The following is an 18,141-nucleotide window of genomic DNA, read 5'->3' on the forward strand; positions in this document are numbered from 1 at the left end:
CTGCCCGCACGACAACGGCCGGGCCACCCGAGCGCCGGCCGCGCCACGCGGTCCGTCAGGTCCCCTGCGTCAGCACCCTCTCCAACGAGGCCAGCGCCGAGAGCAGTTCGTCGGCGGTGATCGTCAGCGGCGGCGCCAGCCGGACGGTCGAGCCGTGGGTGTCCTTGACGAGCACGCCCTCCCGCATGAGGCGCTCGCTCACCTCGCGGCCGGTGCCGAGCGCCGGGTCGACGTCGACGCCCGCCCACAGCCCCCTGGCCCGGAAGCCGACGACGCCCCTGCCGACCAGTCCGGACAGCCCGTCCCGCAGGACGACGCCCAGCTCGGCCGCCCGGCGCTGGAACTCGCCGGTCTCGAGCAGCTCCACCACCGCCGTGCCCACGGCCGCGGCCAGCGGGTTTCCGCCGAAGGTCGAGCCGTGCTCCCCGGGCCGCAGCACCGACAGCACGTCCCGTCGCGCCACCACCGCCGACACCGGCACGATGCCGCCGCCCAGCGCCTTGCCGAGCAGCAGCACGTCGGGCATCACCCCCTCGTGCTCCACGGCCAGCGTCCGGCCGGTGCGTCCGAGGCCGGACTGGATCTCGTCCGCGACGAACAGGCAGTTCCTGCGCCTGGTCAGCTCCCGCACCCCGGTGAGGTAGCCGTCGTCGGGCACGATGACGCCCGCCTCGCCCTGGATGGGCTCGATCAGCACCGCCGCCGTCGTCTCGTCGACCGCCGCCTCCAGTGCGGCCAGGTCGTTGTACGGGACGACCCGGAAGCCCGGCGTGAACGGTCCGAAGCCCGTGCGGGCCGTCTCGTCCGTCGAGAAGCTCACGATGGTCGTGGTGCGGCCGTGGAAGTTGTCCGCGGCGACGACGATCGTCGCCCGGTCGGCGGGCACGCCCTTCACCTCGTACGCCCACTTGCGCACCACCTTGACGGCGCTCTCGACCGCCTCCGCGCCCGTGTTCATCGGCAGGACCATGTCCAGGCCGGTCAGCTTCGCGAGCCGCTCGGCGAACTCGGCCAGGCGGTCGTTGTGGAAGGCGCGGGAGGTGAGCGTGAGCCGGTCCAGCTGACGGTGGGCCGCCTCGATCAGCGCCGGGTGACGGTGGCCGAAGTTGAGGGCCGAGTAGCCGGCCAGCATGTCGAGGTAGCGTCGGCCCTCGACGTCCTTCACCCACGCGCCCTCGGCGCTCGCGACGACCACGGGCAGCGGATGGTAGTTGTGCGCGAGCACGGGCTCCTCGGCGCGGATCAGATCGGCGGAGGAGCGGGCGGGGACGACGGGTGCGGTCATGAACGGATCTCCTGGGTGCAGCACTTGATGCCGCCGCCGGCCTTCCGGAACTCCGAGAGGTCGACGGGGACGGGAACGTATCCGCGCTCGCCGAGCCGCGCGGCGAGGGCCTCGGCCTGCGGCGCGATGAAGACATGGCGACCGTCGGAGACCGAGTTCAGACCGAACGCCATGGCATCGTCGCGGGTGGCGAGCACCGCGTCCGGGTACAGCCGGGCGAGCACCGCGCGGCTGCCGGCGGAGAACGCCTGCGGGTAGTACGCGATGTTGTCGTCGTCGAGGACGAACAGCGCCGTGTCCAGATGGTAGAAGTGCGGGTCCACCAGCGTCAGGCTGATCACCGGGTGGCCGAAGAACTCCTGCACCTCCCGGTGCGCCTCACGCGTCGTGCGGAACCCGGTGCCGGCCAGCACGTAGCGGCCGGTCCACACCAGGTCGCCCTCACCCTCGCAGACCGACTCGGGCCGGTGGACGTCGTAGCCCGCCGCCCGGAACCAGGTGTCGTAGTGGTCGGACTCGGGCCGCCGCTCGGGCGCGTGGAAGAGGGAGCCGAAGACCCGGCCCGCCACGACGACCGCCGAGTTGGCCGCGAAGACCATGTCGGGCAGTCCGGGGGCCGGCTCCACGGCGTCCACGGTGTGGCCGTGCGACCGGTAGGCGCGGATCAGCGTCTGCCACTGCTCCTGGGCGAGGTCGACGTCGACGGGGCTGTCGGGATGCATCCAGGGGTTGATCGCGTACTGCACGGCGAAGTGCCGGGGTTCGCAGACGAGGAAGCGCCGGGGGCGACGCACACGGCTTTCGGTCACAGAGGGATTCCTCCGTTTCCCTGCGGGTGTCGACTGAGGGTTGACACCACGGTAGGAACTGACAGGCACGCACGACAAGGAACGAGCATTGCGTGTCCGCGCAGTAATGCTGCGTGATGATCCCGTGGAACGCAGGCTTACTGCGTGCGCGCAGGTTTATTCGGGAGCCGGCTGGGTCGCGCCCGCCTCGGGGCTGTCCGGCAGCAGGTGGGACAGCACCATCACGCTGATCGTCTTGCGGATGAAGGGCTCGGCCCGGATCCGTTCCAGCACGTTCTCGAAGTGCTCCACGTCCCGTGCCCGCACGTGCAGCAGCGCGTCCGCCCCGCCCGTCACGGTCATCGCCGCGGTGATCTCGGGATGGTTGCGCACCACCTCCGCCAGACGCCGGGGCGGAGCCGCGCCCTCGCAGTACACCTCCACGTACGCCTCCGTGCGCCAGCCCAGCGCCGACGGCTCCACGGTCGCCGTGAACCCCGTGATCACCCCGGTGTCCCGCAGCCGGTCCACCCGGCGCTTGACGGCCGTCGAGGAGAGGCCGATCGCCGTGCCGATCTCGGCGAAGCTCGTCCTGGCGTTCGCCATCAGAGCGGTGATGATCTTCCGGTCGAGCTCGTCGAACGGGGCGGGCGCGCTGTTCATGCGGGCACTGTAGGACAGCACGTGCGCCGGCACCCCCGTACGTGTCCCGCGGTGCGGATCGCCCTTACACTCCACCTTCATGCTGCGCGCCCTCGCCGTCGACGACGAACGCCCCTCGCTGGAAGAGCTGCTCTACCTGCTCACCGCGGATCCCCGCATCGGCAGTGTGGAAGGCGCCGGCGACGCGACCGAGGCGCTGCGCCGCATCAACCGGGCACTGGAGTCCGGACCGCAGGGCCCCGAGGCCATCGACGTCGTCTTCCTCGACATCCAGATGCCCGGTCTCGACGGACTCGACCTCGCCCGCCTCCTCACCGGCTTCGCGCGACCGCCCCTGGTCGTCTTCGTCACCGCCCACGAGGACTTCGCCGTCCAGGCCTTCGACCTCAAGGCCGTCGACTACGTCCTCAAGCCCGTGCGCACGGAACGCCTCGCCGAGGCGGTCCGTCGTGTCGTCGAACGCAGAGCCGCCGAAGTGCGCGGCGCCGCCCCACCCATCCCCGTGCACGAGCCGGACCCGGACCACATACCCGTAGAACTCGGCGGTGTCACCCGCTTCGTCGCCGTCGACGACATCACCCACGTCGAGGCCCGGGGCGACTACGCCCGCCTGCACACCGACCGCGGCAGCCACCTCGTGCGGATCCCGCTGTCCACCCTGGAGGAGCGCTGGCGCGCCCGGGGCTTCGTCCGCATCCACCGCCGTCATCTCGTAGCCCTGCGCCACATAGGCGAACTGCGCCTGGACGCGGGCACGGTGAGCGTCCTGGTCGGCGGCGCGGAACTCCAGGTCAGCCGTCGTCACGCCCGCGAACTGCGCGACCTGCTGATGAGGAGGCCCTAGCGTGCCCAGTCAGGACCCCGCGGAACGCCGCGTCGTCGTCACCGGTCCCGCGCGCCGCACCCTCCCGCACGCGCGGCAGCGCTCACGCGGCCGGTACCCCCACGCCTCCGGCTACTACCGCCCACGCACCGAGATCGACGAGCAGACCACCCTCGGCCACACCTACGTCCGCACCCTCATGCGCTCCCAACTGCGCGCCGCCCTCACGGTGTTCGCCGTCCTCGCGCTTCTCATGGGCCCGCTGCCCCTGCTGTTCGCGGCGATGCCCGACGCCCACCGCCTGGAATGGGCGGTCCTCGGCTTCTGTCTCTACGCCCCGCTCGTCCTGCTCGCTCGCTGGTACGTGCGCCGCGCCGAGCGCAACGAGCGGGACTTCGTGCGGCTGGTCGAGGACCGGTGAACCCGGCGTTCGCTGTCCCGGCCGTCGCCCTCGTCGTGGTGGCGACCGTGCTCGTCGGCGCGTTCGGTCTGCGCATCTCCCGCACCACCTCCGACTTCTACGTCGCCTCCCGCACCGTCGGCCCGCGCCTCAACGCGGCCGCCATCAGCGGCGAGTACCTCTCCGCCGCCTCCTTCCTCGGGATCGCCGGACTCGTCCTGGTCCAGGGGCCGGACATGCTCTGGTACCCGGTCGGCTACACCGCCGGCTATCTGGTGCTGCTGCTGTTCGTCGCGGCCCCGCTGCGGCGCTCGGGCGCCTACACCCTCCCCGACTTCGCCGAGGCGCGCCTCGCCTCGCAGGCGGTCAGACGGCTCGCGGGCGCCTTCGTCGTCGGCGTGGGATGGCTCTACCTGATCCCTCAACTCCAGGGCGCCGGGCTGACGTTGACCGTGCTGACGGGCGCGCCCGACTCGCTCGGCGGAGTCATCGTCGCCGTCGTCGTCACGGCGACCGTCGCCGCGGGCGGCATGCGCAGCATCACCTTCGTGCAGGCCTTCCAGTACTGGCTCAAGCTCACCGCCCTCCTCGTCCCCGCCCTCTTCCTGGCGCTCGCCTGGCAGGGCGACGGCGCTCCCCGCGACGCCTTCGAGGAACCGCCCGCCTTCCGCGACCAGCGGGTCGTCCGGGTCGACGCCACCCTCGACCTCGAGCTGGACCGCCCGCTGACCGTCACGGTGGACGGCACGGTCGACGGCCGCCCCTACGAGGGCGCCGTCCTGCGGCTGGCCGCCGGCTCCCACCACATCGAGCGCGGCGCCCGCCTCACCTTCGCCCGCGGCGCCGCGGTGCCCACCGCCGAGCGCGGCAGCAACGGCGGCATGTCGACCTCCCTGGCCGCCGGCCGCGAGGAACGCCCGCTGTACGCCACTTACGGGCTGATCCTCGCCACGTTCCTCGGCACCATGGGCCTGCCGCACGTCGTCGTCCGCTTCTACACCAGCCCGCACGGGGTGGCCGCCCGCCGCACCACGGTCGCCGTCCTCGCGCTGATCGGCGCGTTCTACCTGCTGCCGCCGCTCTACGGCGCCCTCGGCCGCCTCTACACCCCCGAGCTCGCCCTCAGCGGCGACGCCGACGCCGCCGTCCTGCTGCTGCCCGACCGGGTGATCGGCGGCCTCGGCGGCGACCTGCTGGGCGCGCTGGTCGCCGGGGGCGCGTTCGCCGCGTTCCTGTCCACCGCGTCCGGGCTGACGATGGCCGTGGCCGGCGTCCTCACCCAGGACGTGCTGCCGACCCGCGGCGTACGGCACTTCCGCCTGGGCACCGGGCTCGCCATGGCCGCGCCCCTCGCGGCGAGTTTCCTGGTCGGCGGCCTGCCGGTGGCCGACGCCGTCGGACTGGCCTTCGCGGTGTCGGCGTCCTCCTTCTGCCCGCTCCTCGTCCTGGGCATCTGGTGGCGACGGCTGACCCCGCCCGGCGCGGCCGCCGGGATGCTGGTGGGCGGCGGGTCGGCGTTCGTCGCCGTCGCCGCGACCATGGCGGGCCTGCCGGGCACGGGCGCCGTGCACGCCCTGCTCGCCTGGCCCGCGCTGTGGTCCGTGCCGCTCGGCTTCCTCACCATGATCCTGGTGTCCCTGGCCACCCCCGGGCGCGTCCCGGCCGGCACGGCGGCGATCCTGGCCCGCTTCCACCTGCCGGAGGAACTGCGCACGGAAGAGCTGCGGGCCGCGGAGGCGAGGGCATGAGCGGCTTCCTCGCGGGGGTGTGCATCGCGATCCTGCCGTTCCTCGCCGCCGGCTTTTGGCTGGGCCGCCGCACCGCCCGCCCGGAGAGCCTGGGCGGCCTGGGCACCCCCGTCGAGCACGCCACCTTCCAGACCCTGCACACCGCGTCCCTCGCCACGCCCCCGCTGCGGGCCGGCCTCACGGAGGAGACGGCCCGCAGATCCGCCCGCAGACTGCGCACCCTGCTCGGCACGGACGCGCTGTGCCTGACCGACCAGAAGGAGGTGCTGGCCTGGGACGGGGTGGGGTCGCATCACCGCACCGAGATCATGGAGCGACTGGCCGGACCTCTGGAGAGCGGCCGGGGCGAGGCCTTCCGTCTCACCTGTGAGCACGCCGACTGTCCCGTCCGCTGGGCCGTGGTGGCCCCCCTCACCGTCGACGACCGGGTGCACGGAGCCCTCGTCGCGTGCGCGCCCCGGGAGTCCGCCGTCCTGGTCCGGGCAGCGGGGGAGGTGGCCCGCTGGGTGAGCGTCCAGCTGGAGCTGGCCGACCTCGACCAGTCCCGCACCAGACTCATCGAGGCCGAGATCAAGGCTCTGCGCGCCCAGATCTCCCCGCACTTCGTGTTCAACTCGCTCGCCGTGATCGCCTCGTTCGTGCGCACAGACCCCGAGCGCGCCCGTGAACTGCTCCTGGAGTTCGCCGACTTCACCCGCTACTCGTTCCGCCGGCACGGCGACTTCACCACCCTCGCCGACGAGCTGCACGCCATCGACCACTACCTGGCCCTGGTCCGCGCCCGTTTCGGCGACCGTCTCGCCGTCACCCTCCAGATAGCACCGGAGGTGCTGCCGGTGGCCCTGCCCTTCCTCTGCCTGCAGCCGCTCGTGGAGAACGCCGTCAAGCACGGACTGGAGGGCAAGGCGGACAAATGCCACATCCGGATCACGGCGCAGGACGCGGGAGCCGAGGCCCTGGTCGTCATCGAGGACGACGGCGCGGGCATGGACCCGGTGCTGCTGCGTCGCATCCTGGCCGGCGAGGTCAGTCCGTCCGGCGGCATCGGCCTGTCCAACGTGGACGACCGGCTGCGCCAGGTCTACGGCGACGACCACGGCCTCGTGATCGAGACCGCCCTCGGAGCGGGCATGAAGATCACCGCCCGGCTGCCGAAGTACCAGCCGGGCGTGCACTCGGCGGGCCGCCTCGCCCCCGGCTGATCAGCCGGTCCGCATCACGACCAGGGCGAGCGTGATCAGGCCCAGCACGACCCAGCCGAACCACAGCCAGCCGTTGCTGCCGAGCGCCACCGTGTAGGCGGTCACCATGACGAGCCCGCCGACGGTGAGCACCCCCATGGTCTTCGTGGAACTGTCCGTGGTACCGGCCATCGAGACACCCTCCTCGGGGCCGCCCTGCGCAGGGCGCGTCCCCCTCCATGGTGCCCCGGGTTCAGCGCCCGCGTGCGTCGAGTGACGCAAGATAGGCGTTGTACGCCTCCAGCTCCTGGTCCCCGTCGCGGTCCGCGGCCCGGTCCTTGCGCTTGGCCTGCCGCTGTTCGGAGCCGTACCACTGGAACAGCAGCGCTATCAGCACCAGTACGGACGGGACCTCGCTGAACGCCCAGGCGATGCCGCCCGCCGCGTTCTGGTCGGCCAGCGCGTCGATGCCGAGGGAGGCGGGCGGGTTCTTGAACGTCTCCACCATGGGCTGCGAGGCCATCATCAGCGCGATGCCGAAGAACGCGTGGAACGGCATGCCCGCGAACAGCTCCAGCATCCGCATCAGGTAGCCCGGCCGGTTCGGCCCCGGGTCGACGCCGATGATCGGCCAGAAGAACACCACGCCGACGGCCAGGAAGTGCACCATCATCGCGAGGTGCCCGGTCTTCGACCCCATCAGGAAGTCGAACAGCGGCGTGAAGTACAGCGCGTAGAGACTCGCGATGAACAGCGGGATGGTGAACGCGGGATGGGTGATGATCCGCATGTACCGGCTGTGCAGGAGCATCAGCAGCAGTTCGCGCGGCCCCTTGCGGCCCCGGCCGGCGGCCGGCAGCGCGCGCAGCGCGAGCGTCATGGGCGCGCCGAGCAGGAGCAGGATCGGCGACAGCATGCTGATCACCATGTGCTGCACCATGTGCACGCTGAACATGACCATGCCGTAGTCGTTCAGCCCGGTGCACATCACCAGCGCGACGGTCAGCACGCCGACGACGAACGACACGGTCCGCCCCGCCGACCACGCGTCGCCGCGCCGCCGCAGCCGCACCACGCCCCACGCGTACAGGCCGAGTCCCACCGCACAGGCGACGAGGAAGAACGGGTCCGCCGACCACTGAAGACCGCGTCCCAGCGTGAACGGCGGCAGATCCATGGTCATGCCGTGCCCGCCGTGATCCATTGCGCCGGCTCCTGATTCGTGGGGGGTTGTACGTTTCCTGCCGCCCCAAGAGTAGAGCCGCCCCCGGCGCTCGCTGTCACCGGGGGCGGCCGCAGTCGTGGCCCTTCTGCAGGACTACAGGACGGTCTCGGCTTCGTCGTACCGCTGCGCGGGAACCGTCTTCAGCGTCTCGACGGCCTCCGCCAGCGGCACCATGACGATGTCCGTGCCGCGCAGGGCCGTCATGTGACCGAACTCGCCCCGGTGCACGGCCTCCACCGCGTGCCAGCCGAACCGGGTGGCCAGCACCCGGTCGTAGGCGGTCGGCGTGCCGCCGCGCTGCACATGGCCCAGGATGACCGGCCGGGCCTCCTTCCCGAGCCGGGACTCCAGCTCGATGGAGAGCTGGCGGGCGATCCCGGCGAACCGCTCGTGCCCGTAGACGTCCTTGCCGCCCTCGTCGAAGGCCATGCCACCCGGCGCGGGCTTCGCGCCCTCCGCCGCGACGACGATCGCGAACCGCTTGCCCGCCTCGAACCGCGCGCCGACCCGACGGGCCAGCTCCTCGATGTCGAAGGGCCGCTCCGGCACGACGATGGCGTGCGCGCCCGCCGCCATGCCGGAGTGCAGCGCTATCCAGCCGGTGTGGCGCCCCATGACCTCGACGACCAGCACCCGCTGGTGCGACTCGGCGGTCGTCTTCAGCCGGTCGAGGGCCTCGGTCGCCACGCCGACGGCCGTGTCGAAGCCGAAGGTCACGTCGGTGACGGCGATGTCGTTGTCGATGGTCTTGGGCACTCCCACGATGGGCAGCCCGCTGTCGGACATCAGCCGGGCGGCCTTGAGGGTGCCTTCACCGCCGATCGGGATGATCGCGTCGAGGCCGAGCTCCTCCACGTGGCCCCGGGCGCGCTCCACCCCGTCCCGCAGATGCGAGGGCTGGACGCGGGAGGAACCGAGGATCGTGCCGCCGCGGGCGAGGATGCCGTTCACCGCGTCGAGGTCGAGCTTGAGGTAGTCGCACTCCAGGAGGCCCTTCCAGCCGTCCCGGAAGCCGATGACCTCGTCGCCGTGGTCGGCGACGGCACGGTGCACGACGGACCGGATGACGGCGTTCAGGCCGGGGCAGTCGCCGCCGGACGTGAGGACACCAATGCGCATAGCCCGAAACAACCTTCTTCACGAGGGCCGGTCCGGACCACGCTGTCCGGCTCGAATCCCCGCCACCCTAGCGTCAGGAGGGGGCGGGGCCGAAGCACGCGTCCGCCTGCTGGACGTGCCTGCTCACCTGTGCGGACGCAGCGTCATACGGGCTGCTGACGGCGGCCCGAAGATCGGGTGAACATACAGGTCACGCAGGCTGCTGGGCGGCCGCGATGCGCTCGCTGCGGAGCGCCTCGTACCAGTGGTCGTCGATCGGCGGCAGCGCGTTGACGTCGAGCGCCAGCTTCAGCAGCAGGTCGGCGATCAGCGGGTTGCGCGCCAGCACCGGGCCGTGCATGTACGTGCCGAACACGGTGTCGTTGTACGCGCCCTCGGTGCCGTCGCCGGTGCCGTTGCCCTTGCCGAGCGAGACGCGGGCCAGGGGGCGGGCGGTCGGGCCGAGGTGGGTGATGCCCTGGTGGTTCTCGAACCCGGTCAGCGGGGGCAGACCGAGCCTCGGGTCGATGTCCCCGAGGACGTCGCCGACGCAGCGCTCGCCCTCGCCGCGCGTCGTCGTCACGTCCAGCAGGCCGAGGCCCGGCTCGCGCTGGCCGAGGTCGTTGACGAACTCGTGGCCCAGGATCTGGTAGCCGGCGCAGACCGCGAAGACGATCGCGCCGTTGTTCACCGCCTGGTACAGGTGCCCGTCACGGCGCAGCCGTTCCGCCGCGAGCCGCTGCGGCCGGTCCTCGCCGCCGCCGATGAGGTAGATGTCGCCGGAGGTCGGGATCGGCTGGTCGCTGCGCACGTCGAGCCGGGCCACGTCCAGCCCGCGCTGCCGGGCGCGTCGTTCGACGACGAGGGCGTTGCCCTGGTCGCCGTAGGTGCTCAGCAGGTCGGGGTAGATCCACACCAGCCGCAGTTGGTTGTCGCTCATGGGAATGGGATCGTCCTTAGGGTCAGTTGCCGACGCGGCGGCGGAGGTCCTGGAACGCGGTGTAGTTCGCGATGACCTCGATCCGGCCCGGCGGCGCCTGCTGCACGGCCTGGTCGAGGTTCTCGCACACCTGGAAGTGCTGGTTGGCGACTTCGAGGCGCACCGCCAGGTCCAGCTTGCGGTCGCCGACGACGAAGATCGGGTGACCGGTCAGCCGGGTGTAGTCGACGTCCCACAGCCAGGAGGTGTCGGTGCCGTCGGCGCCGCGCGCGTTCACCGAGAGGATCACCGGGGTGGGCGGCGGATCGATCAGGCTGAACGTTTCGAGCCAGCCCGCGGGGTTCTTGGCGAGCAGCAGTCGGAGGTCGCGGCCCTGGAACTGGACGACGTCGTAGCGTCCGGCGACGGCCTGCACCGCGTACATCCGCTCCAGCGCCACCTGCGGCGGCACTCCGAAGACGGCGGCCACGGCGGCCGAGGAGGCGGCGTTGGCCTTGTTGGCGCGACCCGGCAGCTGCAGGTGGATGGGCCAGGCGGACCCGTGCGGGTCGAGGACGTGGTCGCCGCTGAGCGCCCAGCTGGGCGTCGGCCGCCGGAAGCCGCACTCGCCGCAGAACCAGTCGTCCCCGGGCCGCTGCATGACGCCGCCGCAGGACGGGCACGACCAGGCGTCGTCCTTCCACATCTGCCCGGCGGCGACCCAGACGACGTTGGGGGACGAGGAGGCCGCCCACACCACCAGCGGGTCGTCGGCGTTGGCGACGACGACCGCCTTGGAGCCGGCGAGCCCCTCGCGCCAGTTCTCCGCGAGCATGCGCGTCTCGGCGGCGCGGTCCAGCTGGTCGCGGGAGAGGTTGAGCAGCGCGATGCACTTGGGGGCGGTGTCCCGGGCCACGCCCGCGAGGTACTTCTCGTCGACCTCGATCACGCCGTAGCGGGCCTCGGAACCGCCCGCGAGGGCAGAGGTGATGCCGGCCGGCATGTTGGCGCCGAGCGCGTTGGACACGACCGGCCCGGCGGCGCGCAGCGCCTCGGCGATCAGCCGGGTGGTGGTGGTCTTGCCGTTGGTCGCCGAGACGAGGACGACGTCCAGGTTCTGGGCGAGCCGGGCGAGGAGGTCGGGGTCGAGCTTGAGCGCCACCCGGCCGCCGATCACCGAACCGCTGCCGCGCCCCGCCGCGCGCGACGCCGCCGCGACCGCCTTGCCGGCGGTCACGGCGATCTTGGCCCGCGGCGTGAGCGGGTCCGAGTTGCCTGCCATCAGTTCTCGATCCTCCTTGCGTACGCGCCGCGCCTCTGCCGTACGGCAACGTGGTAGGTGGTCAGCCTATCGAGATCCCCCCGCACTCCCGAATCCCGGGACCGCCTCCCGCCCGTGGACGGCATGCGCGTGTCACGAAGGACCGTACCCTTGCCGGCATGCGACACCGCTCCATCCCGGGCGCCCACGGGCGCGTCCGGCCCCTCACCCTGCTCGGCGACCCCGTCCTGCACACCCGTTGCGAGAACGTCACCGACTTCGGCCCCGAACTCGCCCGGCTCGTCGAGGACATGTTCGCGACGATGTACGCGGCCCGCGGGGTCGGCCTGGCGGCCAACCAGGTCGGCGAGCCCCTGCGGGTGTTCGTCTACGACTGCCCGGACGACGACGACGTCCGCCACCTGGGCCATGTGGTCAACCCGCGGCTGGTCCGGACGGACGGCATCGTGATGCGCGGCCCGGAGGGCTGTCTGTCCCTGCCGGGCCTGGAGGCGGGGACGGAGCGGTACGACGAGGCGGTGGTCGAGGGCTTCACGGCGGCGGGGGAGCCGGTCACCGTGCGCGGCACCGGGTTCTTCGCCCGATGCCTGCAGCACGAGGCCGACCATCTGGACGGCCGGGTGTACGCGGACCGGGTGACGGGCCTGCGCGGGCGCAGACTGGCCCGTCAGGTGCGCAGGGCCGAGTGGAGCGGCTGAGCCCACGGGCCCCGCGGCGCGAGTCCCGGCCCCCTCAGAAGCCGGGACCGCCGACCTTGTCGCCGGCCGCCGCGAGGCGGCCCCACAGCAGGTCGGCCAGGCTGCGCACCAGCTCCGCGCGGGAACAGGGCCGTTCGCCCAGCCACCAGTCGCCCGCCGCGTGCATCATCCCGACGATCCCGTGGCCCCAGACCCGCGCGAGCTGCTGGCTGCCGGGCCCGAGGTCCAGACGTTCCTCGATGACCTGGGCGAGCTCCTCGCCCATCCGGCGCAGCAGAGGAGCCGAGTGCTTGCCGACGTCGAACCCCTGCTCGCCCACCGACCCGTCGGACGGGTGCATGAGGAACCGGTACACCTGCGGCCGGGCCTCGATGGCTGCCAGGTAGGTGTCGAGGGTCGCCTCGACCCGCTCCCGTCGTTCCGCCGGAGCGTCCAGCGCGGCGCGCAGCGAGTCGAGCAGCGCGTCGGTGTGCCGCTTGGCGAGGGCGGCGTACAGGCCTCCCTTGTCACCGAAGTGGCGGTAGAGGATGGGCTTGGTGATGCCGGCCTCGGCGGCGATGGCGTTCATCGAGGCCTGTGGGCCGTCGCGCAGCACCACCCGGTCGGCGGCCTCCAGCAGTTCGCGCCGTCGGCGGTCGGCGGACCGCTGTTGCTCGGTCCGCTGCGTGGTGTCCATGTGCTCTCCCCACCCGTGCTTGTTCGGTGACGCCTGCGCAAACTAACACCTGACAGCAGCCTGACAGCGAACGGGCCGCAGGGCTCCGGCCCGTCATCAGGAGTTGACTTTCCTACCGACGAGTAACAGACTCTCGGGTTACCGCTAGTAACACACGTTCCGCCGCTGGAGGGGACATGGCCGAGTTCACCATGGAGCTCAACGACGAACAGAAGGAGGTCCGGGACTGGCTGCACGGCTTCGCCGCCGACGTCATCCGCCCCGCGGCCGCCGAATGGGACGAGCGTGAGGAGACTCCCTGGCCGGTCATCCAGGAGGCCGCGAAGGTCGGCATCTACTCCCTCGATTTCTATGCGCAGCAGTACTTCGACCCCACCGGTCTCGGCATCCCGATGGCCATGGAGGAGCTCTTCTGGGGCGACGCGGGCATCGCCCTGTCCATTGTGGGCACCGGACTGGCCGCCGTGGGCGTTCTCGCCAACGGAACCGAGGAACAGATCGGCACCTGGATCCCGCAGATGTACGGGGACGCGAACGACGTCAAGGTGGCCGCGTTCTGCTCCTCCGAACCCGACGCCGGCTCCGACGTCGCCTCCCTGCGCACCCGCGCCGTGTACGACGAGGCCAAGGACGAGTGGGTGCTCAACGGCACCAAGACCTGGGCGACCAACGGCGGCATCGCCAACGTCCACGTCGTCGTCGCGGCGGTGGACACCGAGCTGGGCTCCAAGGGGCACGCCTCCTTCATCGTCCCGCCGGGCACGCCGGGCCTGGCCCAGGGCCAGAAGTTCAAGAAGCACGGCATCCGCGCCTCGCACACCGCCGAGGTCATCCTCGACAACGTGCGCGTCCCCGGCTCGTGCCTCCTCGGCGGCAAGGAGAAGCTGGACGAGCGGCTGGCGCGGGCGCGCGAGCGGGCGAAGTCGGGCGGCGAGCGGGTGAAGAACGCGGCGATGGCCACGTTCGAGGCCTCGCGCCCCGCCGTCGGCGCCATGGCGGTCGGCACGGCCCGCGCCGCCTACGAGGTGGCCCTCGACTACGCCAAGACCCGTGAGCAGTTCGGCCGCCCGATCATCGACAACCAGGGCGTCGCCTTCCAGCTCGCGGACATGCGCACCCAGATCGACGCGGCGCGGCTGCTGGTCTGGCGCGCCTCGTGGATGGCGGTCAACGGCAAGCCCTTCACGGCGGCCGAGGGCTCGATGTCGAAGCTGTACGCCAGCGAGACCGCGAAGCAGGTCACCGCGCAGGCGATCCAGATCCTCGGCGGCAACGGCTACACCCGCGAGTACCCGGTGGAGCGCATGCACCGCGATGCCGCGATCTACACGATCTTCGAAGGCACCAGCGAGATCCAGCGCCTGGTCATCGCCCGGACCCTGTCGGGGATGCCCATCCGGTAGCACGGCGGGCGCGGTGCGCGGGGGCCGATCGTGCGGTCCCCGCAACCCCCTCGACCCGCACGCGGGGACGAACCGGACCTCTACGGGGCGCCCCCGCTGCTGTGCGCGATGCACGCCACGTCGATGCGGTCGGCCAGCTTGGCCAGTTCGATGGTCAGAGCGGCCACCGTGTCCTCGTCCAGCCCGTCCGCTCCGGCCTCGACGAGGTGCAGCCACCGCCCTCCCAGCGTGCGGAGCAGCTTGCTCACGTCGGCCGCGGCCACCTGCAAGGTCCCGCGGTCATCGACGATCAGAGGCAGAGTCACTTCGCGGTTCACACCGGGATCGTAGCCGCGCGGCACTCACGCACCGTGCCAAACCGTGGTGATGTTGCAGAACTCCCGGATTCCGTGCCCCGACAGCTCACGGCCGTACCCGGACCGCTTCACCCCGCCGAACGGGAAGCCCGGATGCGACGCCGTCATCCCGTTGACGAACACTCCGCCGGCCTCCAGATCCCGGACGAAACGATCGACCTCGGCCTCGTCGCGCGTCCACACGTTGGAACTCAGACCGAACGGCGAGTCGTTGGCGATGAGCACCGCCTCGTCCAGGTCGGTCGCCCGGTACAGCGTCGCCACCGGCCCGAACGCCTCCTCCCGGTGGATGCGCATCTCGCGCGTGACCCCGGCCAGGACGGTCGGCGGGTAGTACCAGCCGGGCCCGTCGGGGCGCTCGCCCCCGCACAGCACCGCGGCCCCGCTGCGCCGGGCGTCGTCCACCAGTTTCTCGAGGTCCGCACGGCCCTGTTCGCTCGCCAGCGGCCCGACCTCCGTGTCCTCCTCCAGCGGGTCGCCGACCTTCAGGGCCGCCATGCCCGCCACGAACCGTTCGGCGAACGCGTCGTACACGTCCGTGTGAACGATGAACCGTTTGGCCGCGATGCACGACTGCCCGTTGTTCTGCACGCGCGCGGTCACCGCGACCCGCGCGGCCCGGTCGACGTCCGCCGAGGGCATGACCACGTAGGGGTCGCTGCCGCCCAGCTCCAGCACCGTCTTCTTGATCATCTCGCCTGCGGTGGAGGCGACCGCCCGGCCGGCCGGCTCGCTGCCCGTCAGGGTCGCCGCCTTCACCCGCTCGTCGCGCAGGACGGCGTCGACCGCGCCGGAGCCGACCAGCAGCGTCTGGAAACAGCCCTCGGTGAAGCCCGCCCGGTGGAACAGGTCCTCCAGGTAGAGGGCGGTCTGCGGGACGTTCGAGGCGTGCTTGAGCAGGCCCACGTTGCCCGCCATCAGCGCCGGCGCGGCGAACCGGACCACCTGCCACAGCGGGAAGTTCCACGGCATCACCGCGAGCACGGGCCCCAGCGGCCGGTAGCGGACCAGGGCGCGCGAGCCGCCGGAGTCCTTCACGTCGGCGGCGGCCGGCTCCTCGTCGGCGAGCAGCTCCTGCGCGTGCTCGGCGTACCAGCGCATCGCCTTGGCGCACTTCGCGGCCTCCGCGCGCGCCTGCTTCACCGGCTTGCCCATCTCGGTGGTCATGATCCGGCCGATGTCGTCCTGGTCCTCGTCGAGCAGGTCGGCGGCCCGGTTCAGCAGCCGGGCGCGTTCCGCGAACGTCGTCGTCCGGTACGTACGGAACGTGGCCTGCGCGAGCTGGAGCCGGCGCTCCAGCTCCTGCTCGTCCATGGCCTCGTACGTCTTGAGCGTCTCGCCGTTCGCCGGGTTCACCGTCGCGATGGGCATGACCGACCTCCAAAAGAGCTGGCTGTGCTTCGACCTTCCCGCGCCGGGCCCGGGGCCGCAACGCGTGCGCATCCGCTCAGACCGAGTGCTCCGCCAGCCGGTCGAGAAACGCGGCCTGTGCCGTGACGATCACCTCGCGCGCCCGGTCGAGCCCGAGCCAGGCCACCCGGTCCAGCTCCGGGAACTCCTGGACGCGCCCCGACCTCGGCGGCCACTCCATGGTGAACGTGCCGGGTTCGACGGACGCCGGGTCGAGGTCCGCCTCGATGGCCCAGGCGGTGACGATCTTGCCGTTGGTCTGCCGGACCTCGCCCAGCTCGATCGCCTCGCCGTCGGGCGGCGGCAGCCCCAGCTCCTCCCGGAACTCGCGGCGAGCGGCCTCCCAGGCAGGTTCGTCGGGCTCGTACTCGCCCTTCGGGACGGTCCAGGCCCCGGCGTCCTTCTTCGCGAAGTAGGGTCCGCCCATGTGGCCCAGCAGCACCTGCGGCCCGTCGCCCGTGCGCCGGAACAGCAGCAGCCCCGCGCTGCGCCGGGGAGCCGCCGGCGTCACGGGCGCACCTCCGGGTGGGCGGCGAGCAGGGTCTCCACCGTGTCCGCCTCCTCGGGGCGTTTGTCCTCCCGGTAGCGCAGCACGCGGGCGAAGCGGAGGGTGACGCCGGCCGGGTAGCGGGTCGAGCGCTGCAGGCCGTCGTAGGCGATCTCGACGACCAGTTCGGGCCGCACGGTCACGACGTACCCGTTCTCGTCCACGGCCAGCTCCCGCAGACGTTCCGTCTGCCAGGCGAGCATCGCGTCGGTCATGCCCTTGAACGTCTTGCCGAGCATCACGAAGCCGCCGTCCGCCGTGCGCGCGCCGAGGTGCAGATTGGAGAGCCTGCCGGTGCGCCGCCCATGGCCCCACTCGGCGGCCAGCACCACCAGGTCGAGGGTGTGCACGGGCTTCACCTTCAGCCAGGACGCACCCCGCCGCCCGGCGCTGTAGGGCGCGTCCAGGGCTTTGACGACCACTCCCTCGTGCCCGCGCAGCAGGGTCTGCCGGGAGAACTCCTCCGCCGTCCCGACGTCGTCGGGGCCGGACACGAGCGTGCGGCGCACCCGCATCGGCTCGGGCGTCAGCCGGGCCAGCTCCGCGTGCCGTTCGGCGAAGGGCAGATCGAGCAGGTCGCGGCCGTCCACGGACAGCGCGTCGAAGAACACCGGGGAGACGGGCATCGCCTCGGCGGCCGCCGCCACGTCCACCCGGGAGCCGACGCGGCCGGCCGTCTCCTGGAAGGACCGGGGGCGTCCCGCCTCGTCGAAGGCGATGACCTCCCCGTCCAGGACGAAGCGCGAACCCGCCAACCGCCGTGCCGCCTCGGTCACTTCGGGCAACCGGTCGGTGATGTCGTCCAGCGTGCGGGTGTAGAGGCGGACCTCGTCCCCGTCGCGGTGCACCTGGACGCGGATGCCGTCGAGTTTCTCCTCCACCGCGCAGACGCCGAGCCTGCCGACCGCCTCGGCGACGGAGGACGCGGTATGGGCGAGCATCGGCAGCACCGGGCGGCCGACGGTGAGCCGGAACGCCTCCAGCGCCCCCGGCCCCTCGCCGAGCAGCGCCTGCGCCACCGTCTGCAGCGACCCGGCCAGCATCACCGCCCGCCGCACGTCCGTCGCGGGCGCGCCGGTGGCCTGCGCCAGACCCTCCACGGCGACGGCGTCCAGCGCGCCCTGACGGACCTCGCCCGTGAGCAGACCGAGCAGGAAGCGCTGTTCCTCGGCGGTGGCCGCGCCCATCAGCTGCTCGACCAGCCGCACCCGTTCGGCCTGGGAGCCGGGGCCGGCCACCTTGCCGAGCTCGCCGAGGAGGGCGTCGACCTCGCGCACCGTCAGAGTCGGGGTCCCGGCCGGGGCGACCGGACGGCCCAGCACCTTCCAGCCGACGCCCAGGCGGCCCTGGGGCAGCCGTCCGGCCAGGTAGGGGATCACGATCGGCACGTCCGCGGGCTCCGCGTCCCGGAACAGTTCGGCGAGCAGGGCGATCTTGCGGGAGCGCGCCGAGGTGGCGGCGACCTCCCGGGACACGTCGGCGAGCCGGGTCAACAACATGCAGCCATGGTGCAACGAGCCACTGACAACGACACCCGGACAACCCCCGAGGCCCCGAGGCCGGCAGGGCCCCGAGGCCTGCGGGAGCCTGCCGGCCCGTGGAGCCCGTGGAGTTCATGGAGTCCGCGGAGCCCGTCGTC

19 protein-coding genes are annotated in these 18,141 nt (G+C 72.2%); 6 read left to right on the forward strand and 13 right to left on the reverse strand.

What is annotated here, in order from left to right:
* Positions 1 to 55 precede the first annotated feature (55 nt).
* The 3 genes from rocD to BG482_RS32110 all read right to left on the reverse strand — a co-directional run bounded on the left by rocD (position 56) and on the right by BG482_RS32110 (position 2,736).
* Positions 56 to 1,285, reverse strand: coding sequence for an ornithine--oxo-acid transaminase (gene rocD, locus BG482_RS32100; RefSeq protein ID WP_069772711.1), 1,230 nt, complete (start codon positions 1,283 to 1,285; stop codon positions 56 to 58).
* A complete protein-coding gene (ddaH, locus tag BG482_RS32105; RefSeq protein WP_069772712.1) occupies positions 1,282 to 2,094 on the reverse strand; it encodes a dimethylargininase in 813 nt (270 codons plus the stop codon). The genes rocD and ddaH overlap by 4 nt, the downstream gene beginning before the upstream one ends.
* Positions 2,095 to 2,250: 156 nt before the next feature.
* Positions 2,251 to 2,736 (reverse strand): Lrp/AsnC family transcriptional regulator, encoded by a 486-nt coding sequence (locus BG482_RS32110; protein ID WP_069772743.1) that lies wholly within the window; start codon positions 2,734 to 2,736, stop codon positions 2,251 to 2,253.
* 79 nt (positions 2,737 to 2,815) lie between these two features.
* Here BG482_RS32110 and BG482_RS32115 point away from each other — a divergent pair, with 79 nt between their 5' ends.
* From BG482_RS32115 to BG482_RS32130, 4 genes are read left to right on the forward strand one after another with little or no spacing between them, the layout of a single operon-like run.
* Entirely contained in the window at positions 2,816 to 3,580 is a 765-nt protein-coding gene (locus BG482_RS32115) for a LytTR family DNA-binding domain-containing protein (RefSeq protein ID WP_069772713.1), read from the forward strand.
* Position 3,581: 1 nt separating this feature from the next.
* Complete coding sequence (locus BG482_RS32120) at positions 3,582 to 3,980, forward strand: hypothetical protein (RefSeq protein ID WP_069772714.1); 399 nt, start codon at positions 3,582 to 3,584, stop codon at positions 3,978 to 3,980.
* A complete protein-coding gene (locus BG482_RS32125; RefSeq protein ID WP_069772715.1) occupies positions 3,977 to 5,707 on the forward strand; it encodes a cation acetate symporter in 1,731 nt (576 codons plus the stop codon). Before BG482_RS32120 ends, BG482_RS32125 begins: the two co-directional genes overlap by 4 nt.
* Positions 5,704 to 6,909, forward strand: a complete 1,206-nt coding sequence (locus BG482_RS32130) for a sensor histidine kinase (RefSeq protein WP_069772716.1) — start codon at positions 5,704 to 5,706, stop codon at positions 6,907 to 6,909. The genes BG482_RS32125 and BG482_RS32130 overlap by 4 nt, the downstream gene beginning before the upstream one ends.
* Here BG482_RS32130 and BG482_RS42975 read toward each other — a convergent pair whose 3' ends face one another.
* The 5 genes from BG482_RS42975 to BG482_RS32150 form a co-directional block, all read right to left on the reverse strand.
* Complete coding sequence (locus BG482_RS42975; RefSeq protein WP_107450830.1) at positions 6,910 to 7,080, reverse strand: hypothetical protein; 171 nt, start codon at positions 7,078 to 7,080, stop codon at positions 6,910 to 6,912.
* 61 nt (positions 7,081 to 7,141) lie between these two features.
* Positions 7,142 to 8,092 carry a cytochrome c oxidase assembly protein gene (locus tag BG482_RS32135; RefSeq protein ID WP_069772717.1) on the reverse strand — a complete coding sequence of 317 codons (951 nt, stop codon included), beginning with the start codon at positions 8,090 to 8,092 and terminating at the stop codon, positions 7,142 to 7,144.
* A 114-nt stretch (positions 8,093 to 8,206) separates the two neighbouring features.
* Positions 8,207 to 9,232, reverse strand: a complete 1,026-nt coding sequence (locus tag BG482_RS32140) for a 6-phosphofructokinase (RefSeq protein WP_069772718.1) — start codon at positions 9,230 to 9,232, stop codon at positions 8,207 to 8,209.
* Positions 9,233 to 9,422: 190 nt separating this feature from the next.
* Positions 9,423 to 10,151: a type 1 glutamine amidotransferase gene (locus BG482_RS32145; RefSeq protein WP_069772719.1), complete on the reverse strand. Its 729-nt coding sequence runs from the start codon at positions 10,149 to 10,151 to the stop codon at positions 9,423 to 9,425.
* A gap of 22 nt (positions 10,152 to 10,173) precedes the next feature.
* On the reverse strand, positions 10,174 to 11,412 hold the full coding sequence (locus tag BG482_RS32150; protein WP_069772720.1) for a MurT ligase domain-containing protein: 1,239 nt from the start codon (positions 11,410 to 11,412) through the stop codon (positions 10,174 to 10,176).
* A gap of 158 nt (positions 11,413 to 11,570) precedes the next feature.
* Between BG482_RS32150 and def the strand changes: the two genes are divergently transcribed.
* The gene (def, locus tag BG482_RS32155; protein WP_069772721.1) at positions 11,571 to 12,110 is read left to right on the forward strand and encodes a peptide deformylase; all 540 of its coding nucleotides are present in this window, start codon (positions 11,571 to 11,573) and stop codon (positions 12,108 to 12,110) included.
* A 34-nt stretch (positions 12,111 to 12,144) separates the two neighbouring features.
* Here the strand turns inward: def and BG482_RS32160 are convergent, their stop codons facing one another.
* Complete coding sequence (locus BG482_RS32160) at positions 12,145 to 12,786, reverse strand: TetR family transcriptional regulator (protein WP_069772722.1); 642 nt, start codon at positions 12,784 to 12,786, stop codon at positions 12,145 to 12,147.
* 176 nt (positions 12,787 to 12,962) lie between these two features.
* Here BG482_RS32160 and BG482_RS32165 point away from each other — a divergent pair, with 176 nt between their 5' ends.
* Entirely contained in the window at positions 12,963 to 14,189 is a 1,227-nt protein-coding gene (locus tag BG482_RS32165) for an acyl-CoA dehydrogenase family protein (protein ID WP_069772723.1), read from the forward strand.
* 80 nt (positions 14,190 to 14,269) lie between these two features.
* Here BG482_RS32165 and BG482_RS32170 read toward each other — a convergent pair whose 3' ends face one another.
* From BG482_RS32170 to BG482_RS32185, 4 genes are all read right to left on the reverse strand, one after another.
* Positions 14,270 to 14,506: a DUF6213 family protein gene (locus BG482_RS32170; RefSeq protein WP_028807142.1), complete on the reverse strand. Its 237-nt coding sequence runs from the start codon at positions 14,504 to 14,506 to the stop codon at positions 14,270 to 14,272.
* Between the two features lie 24 nt (positions 14,507 to 14,530).
* Positions 14,531 to 15,916, reverse strand: a complete 1,386-nt coding sequence (locus tag BG482_RS32175) for an NADP-dependent succinic semialdehyde dehydrogenase (RefSeq protein ID WP_069772724.1) — start codon at positions 15,914 to 15,916, stop codon at positions 14,531 to 14,533.
* 76 nt (positions 15,917 to 15,992) lie between these two features.
* Positions 15,993 to 16,466: an NUDIX domain-containing protein gene (locus BG482_RS32180; RefSeq protein ID WP_069772725.1), complete on the reverse strand. Its 474-nt coding sequence runs from the start codon at positions 16,464 to 16,466 to the stop codon at positions 15,993 to 15,995.
* Positions 16,463 to 18,001, reverse strand: a complete 1,539-nt coding sequence (locus BG482_RS32185) for an ATP-dependent DNA ligase (RefSeq protein WP_069772726.1) — start codon at positions 17,999 to 18,001, stop codon at positions 16,463 to 16,465. The genes BG482_RS32180 and BG482_RS32185 overlap by 4 nt, the downstream gene beginning before the upstream one ends.
* Between the last annotated feature and the right edge of the window lie 140 nt (positions 18,002 to 18,141).

Origin of the sequence: Streptomyces sp. LUP30 (assembly GCF_001746365.1) — a bacterium.
In the GTDB taxonomy this organism is placed as follows: Bacteria; Actinomycetota; Actinomycetes; order Streptomycetales; family Streptomycetaceae; genus Streptomyces.

Excerpts from the sequence above, each read along its gene's own strand:
- rocD (WP_069772711.1), bottom strand. The coding sequence starts at position 1,285 with ATGACCGCACCCGTCGTCCCCGCCCGCTCCTCCGCCGATCTGATCCGC.
- BG482_RS32110 (WP_069772743.1), bottom strand. The coding sequence starts at position 2,736 with ATGAACAGCGCGCCCGCCCCGTTCGACGAGCTCGACCGGAAGATCATC.
- BG482_RS32115 (WP_069772713.1), top strand. The coding sequence starts at position 2,816 with ATGCTGCGCGCCCTCGCCGTCGACGACGAACGCCCCTCGCTGGAAGAG.
- BG482_RS32130 (WP_069772716.1), top strand. The coding sequence starts at position 5,704 with ATGAGCGGCTTCCTCGCGGGGGTGTGCATCGCGATCCTGCCGTTCCTC.
- BG482_RS42975 (WP_107450830.1), bottom strand. The coding sequence starts at position 7,080 with ATGGCCGGTACCACGGACAGTTCCACGAAGACCATGGGGGTGCTCACC.
- BG482_RS32135 (WP_069772717.1), bottom strand. The coding sequence starts at position 8,092 with ATGGATCACGGCGGGCACGGCATGACCATGGATCTGCCGCCGTTCACG.
- BG482_RS32140 (WP_069772718.1), bottom strand. The coding sequence starts at position 9,232 with ATGCGCATTGGTGTCCTCACGTCCGGCGGCGACTGCCCCGGCCTGAAC.
- BG482_RS32145 (WP_069772719.1), bottom strand. The coding sequence starts at position 10,151 with ATGAGCGACAACCAACTGCGGCTGGTGTGGATCTACCCCGACCTGCTG.
- BG482_RS32150 (WP_069772720.1), bottom strand. The coding sequence starts at position 11,412 with ATGGCAGGCAACTCGGACCCGCTCACGCCGCGGGCCAAGATCGCCGTG.
- def (WP_069772721.1), top strand. The coding sequence starts at position 11,571 with ATGCGACACCGCTCCATCCCGGGCGCCCACGGGCGCGTCCGGCCCCTC.
- BG482_RS32160 (WP_069772722.1), bottom strand. The coding sequence starts at position 12,786 with ATGGACACCACGCAGCGGACCGAGCAACAGCGGTCCGCCGACCGCCGA.
- BG482_RS32165 (WP_069772723.1), top strand. The coding sequence starts at position 12,963 with ATGGCCGAGTTCACCATGGAGCTCAACGACGAACAGAAGGAGGTCCGG.
- BG482_RS32175 (WP_069772724.1), bottom strand. The coding sequence starts at position 15,916 with ATGCCCATCGCGACGGTGAACCCGGCGAACGGCGAGACGCTCAAGACG.
- BG482_RS32185 (WP_069772726.1), bottom strand. The coding sequence starts at position 18,001 with ATGTTGTTGACCCGGCTCGCCGACGTGTCCCGGGAGGTCGCCGCCACC.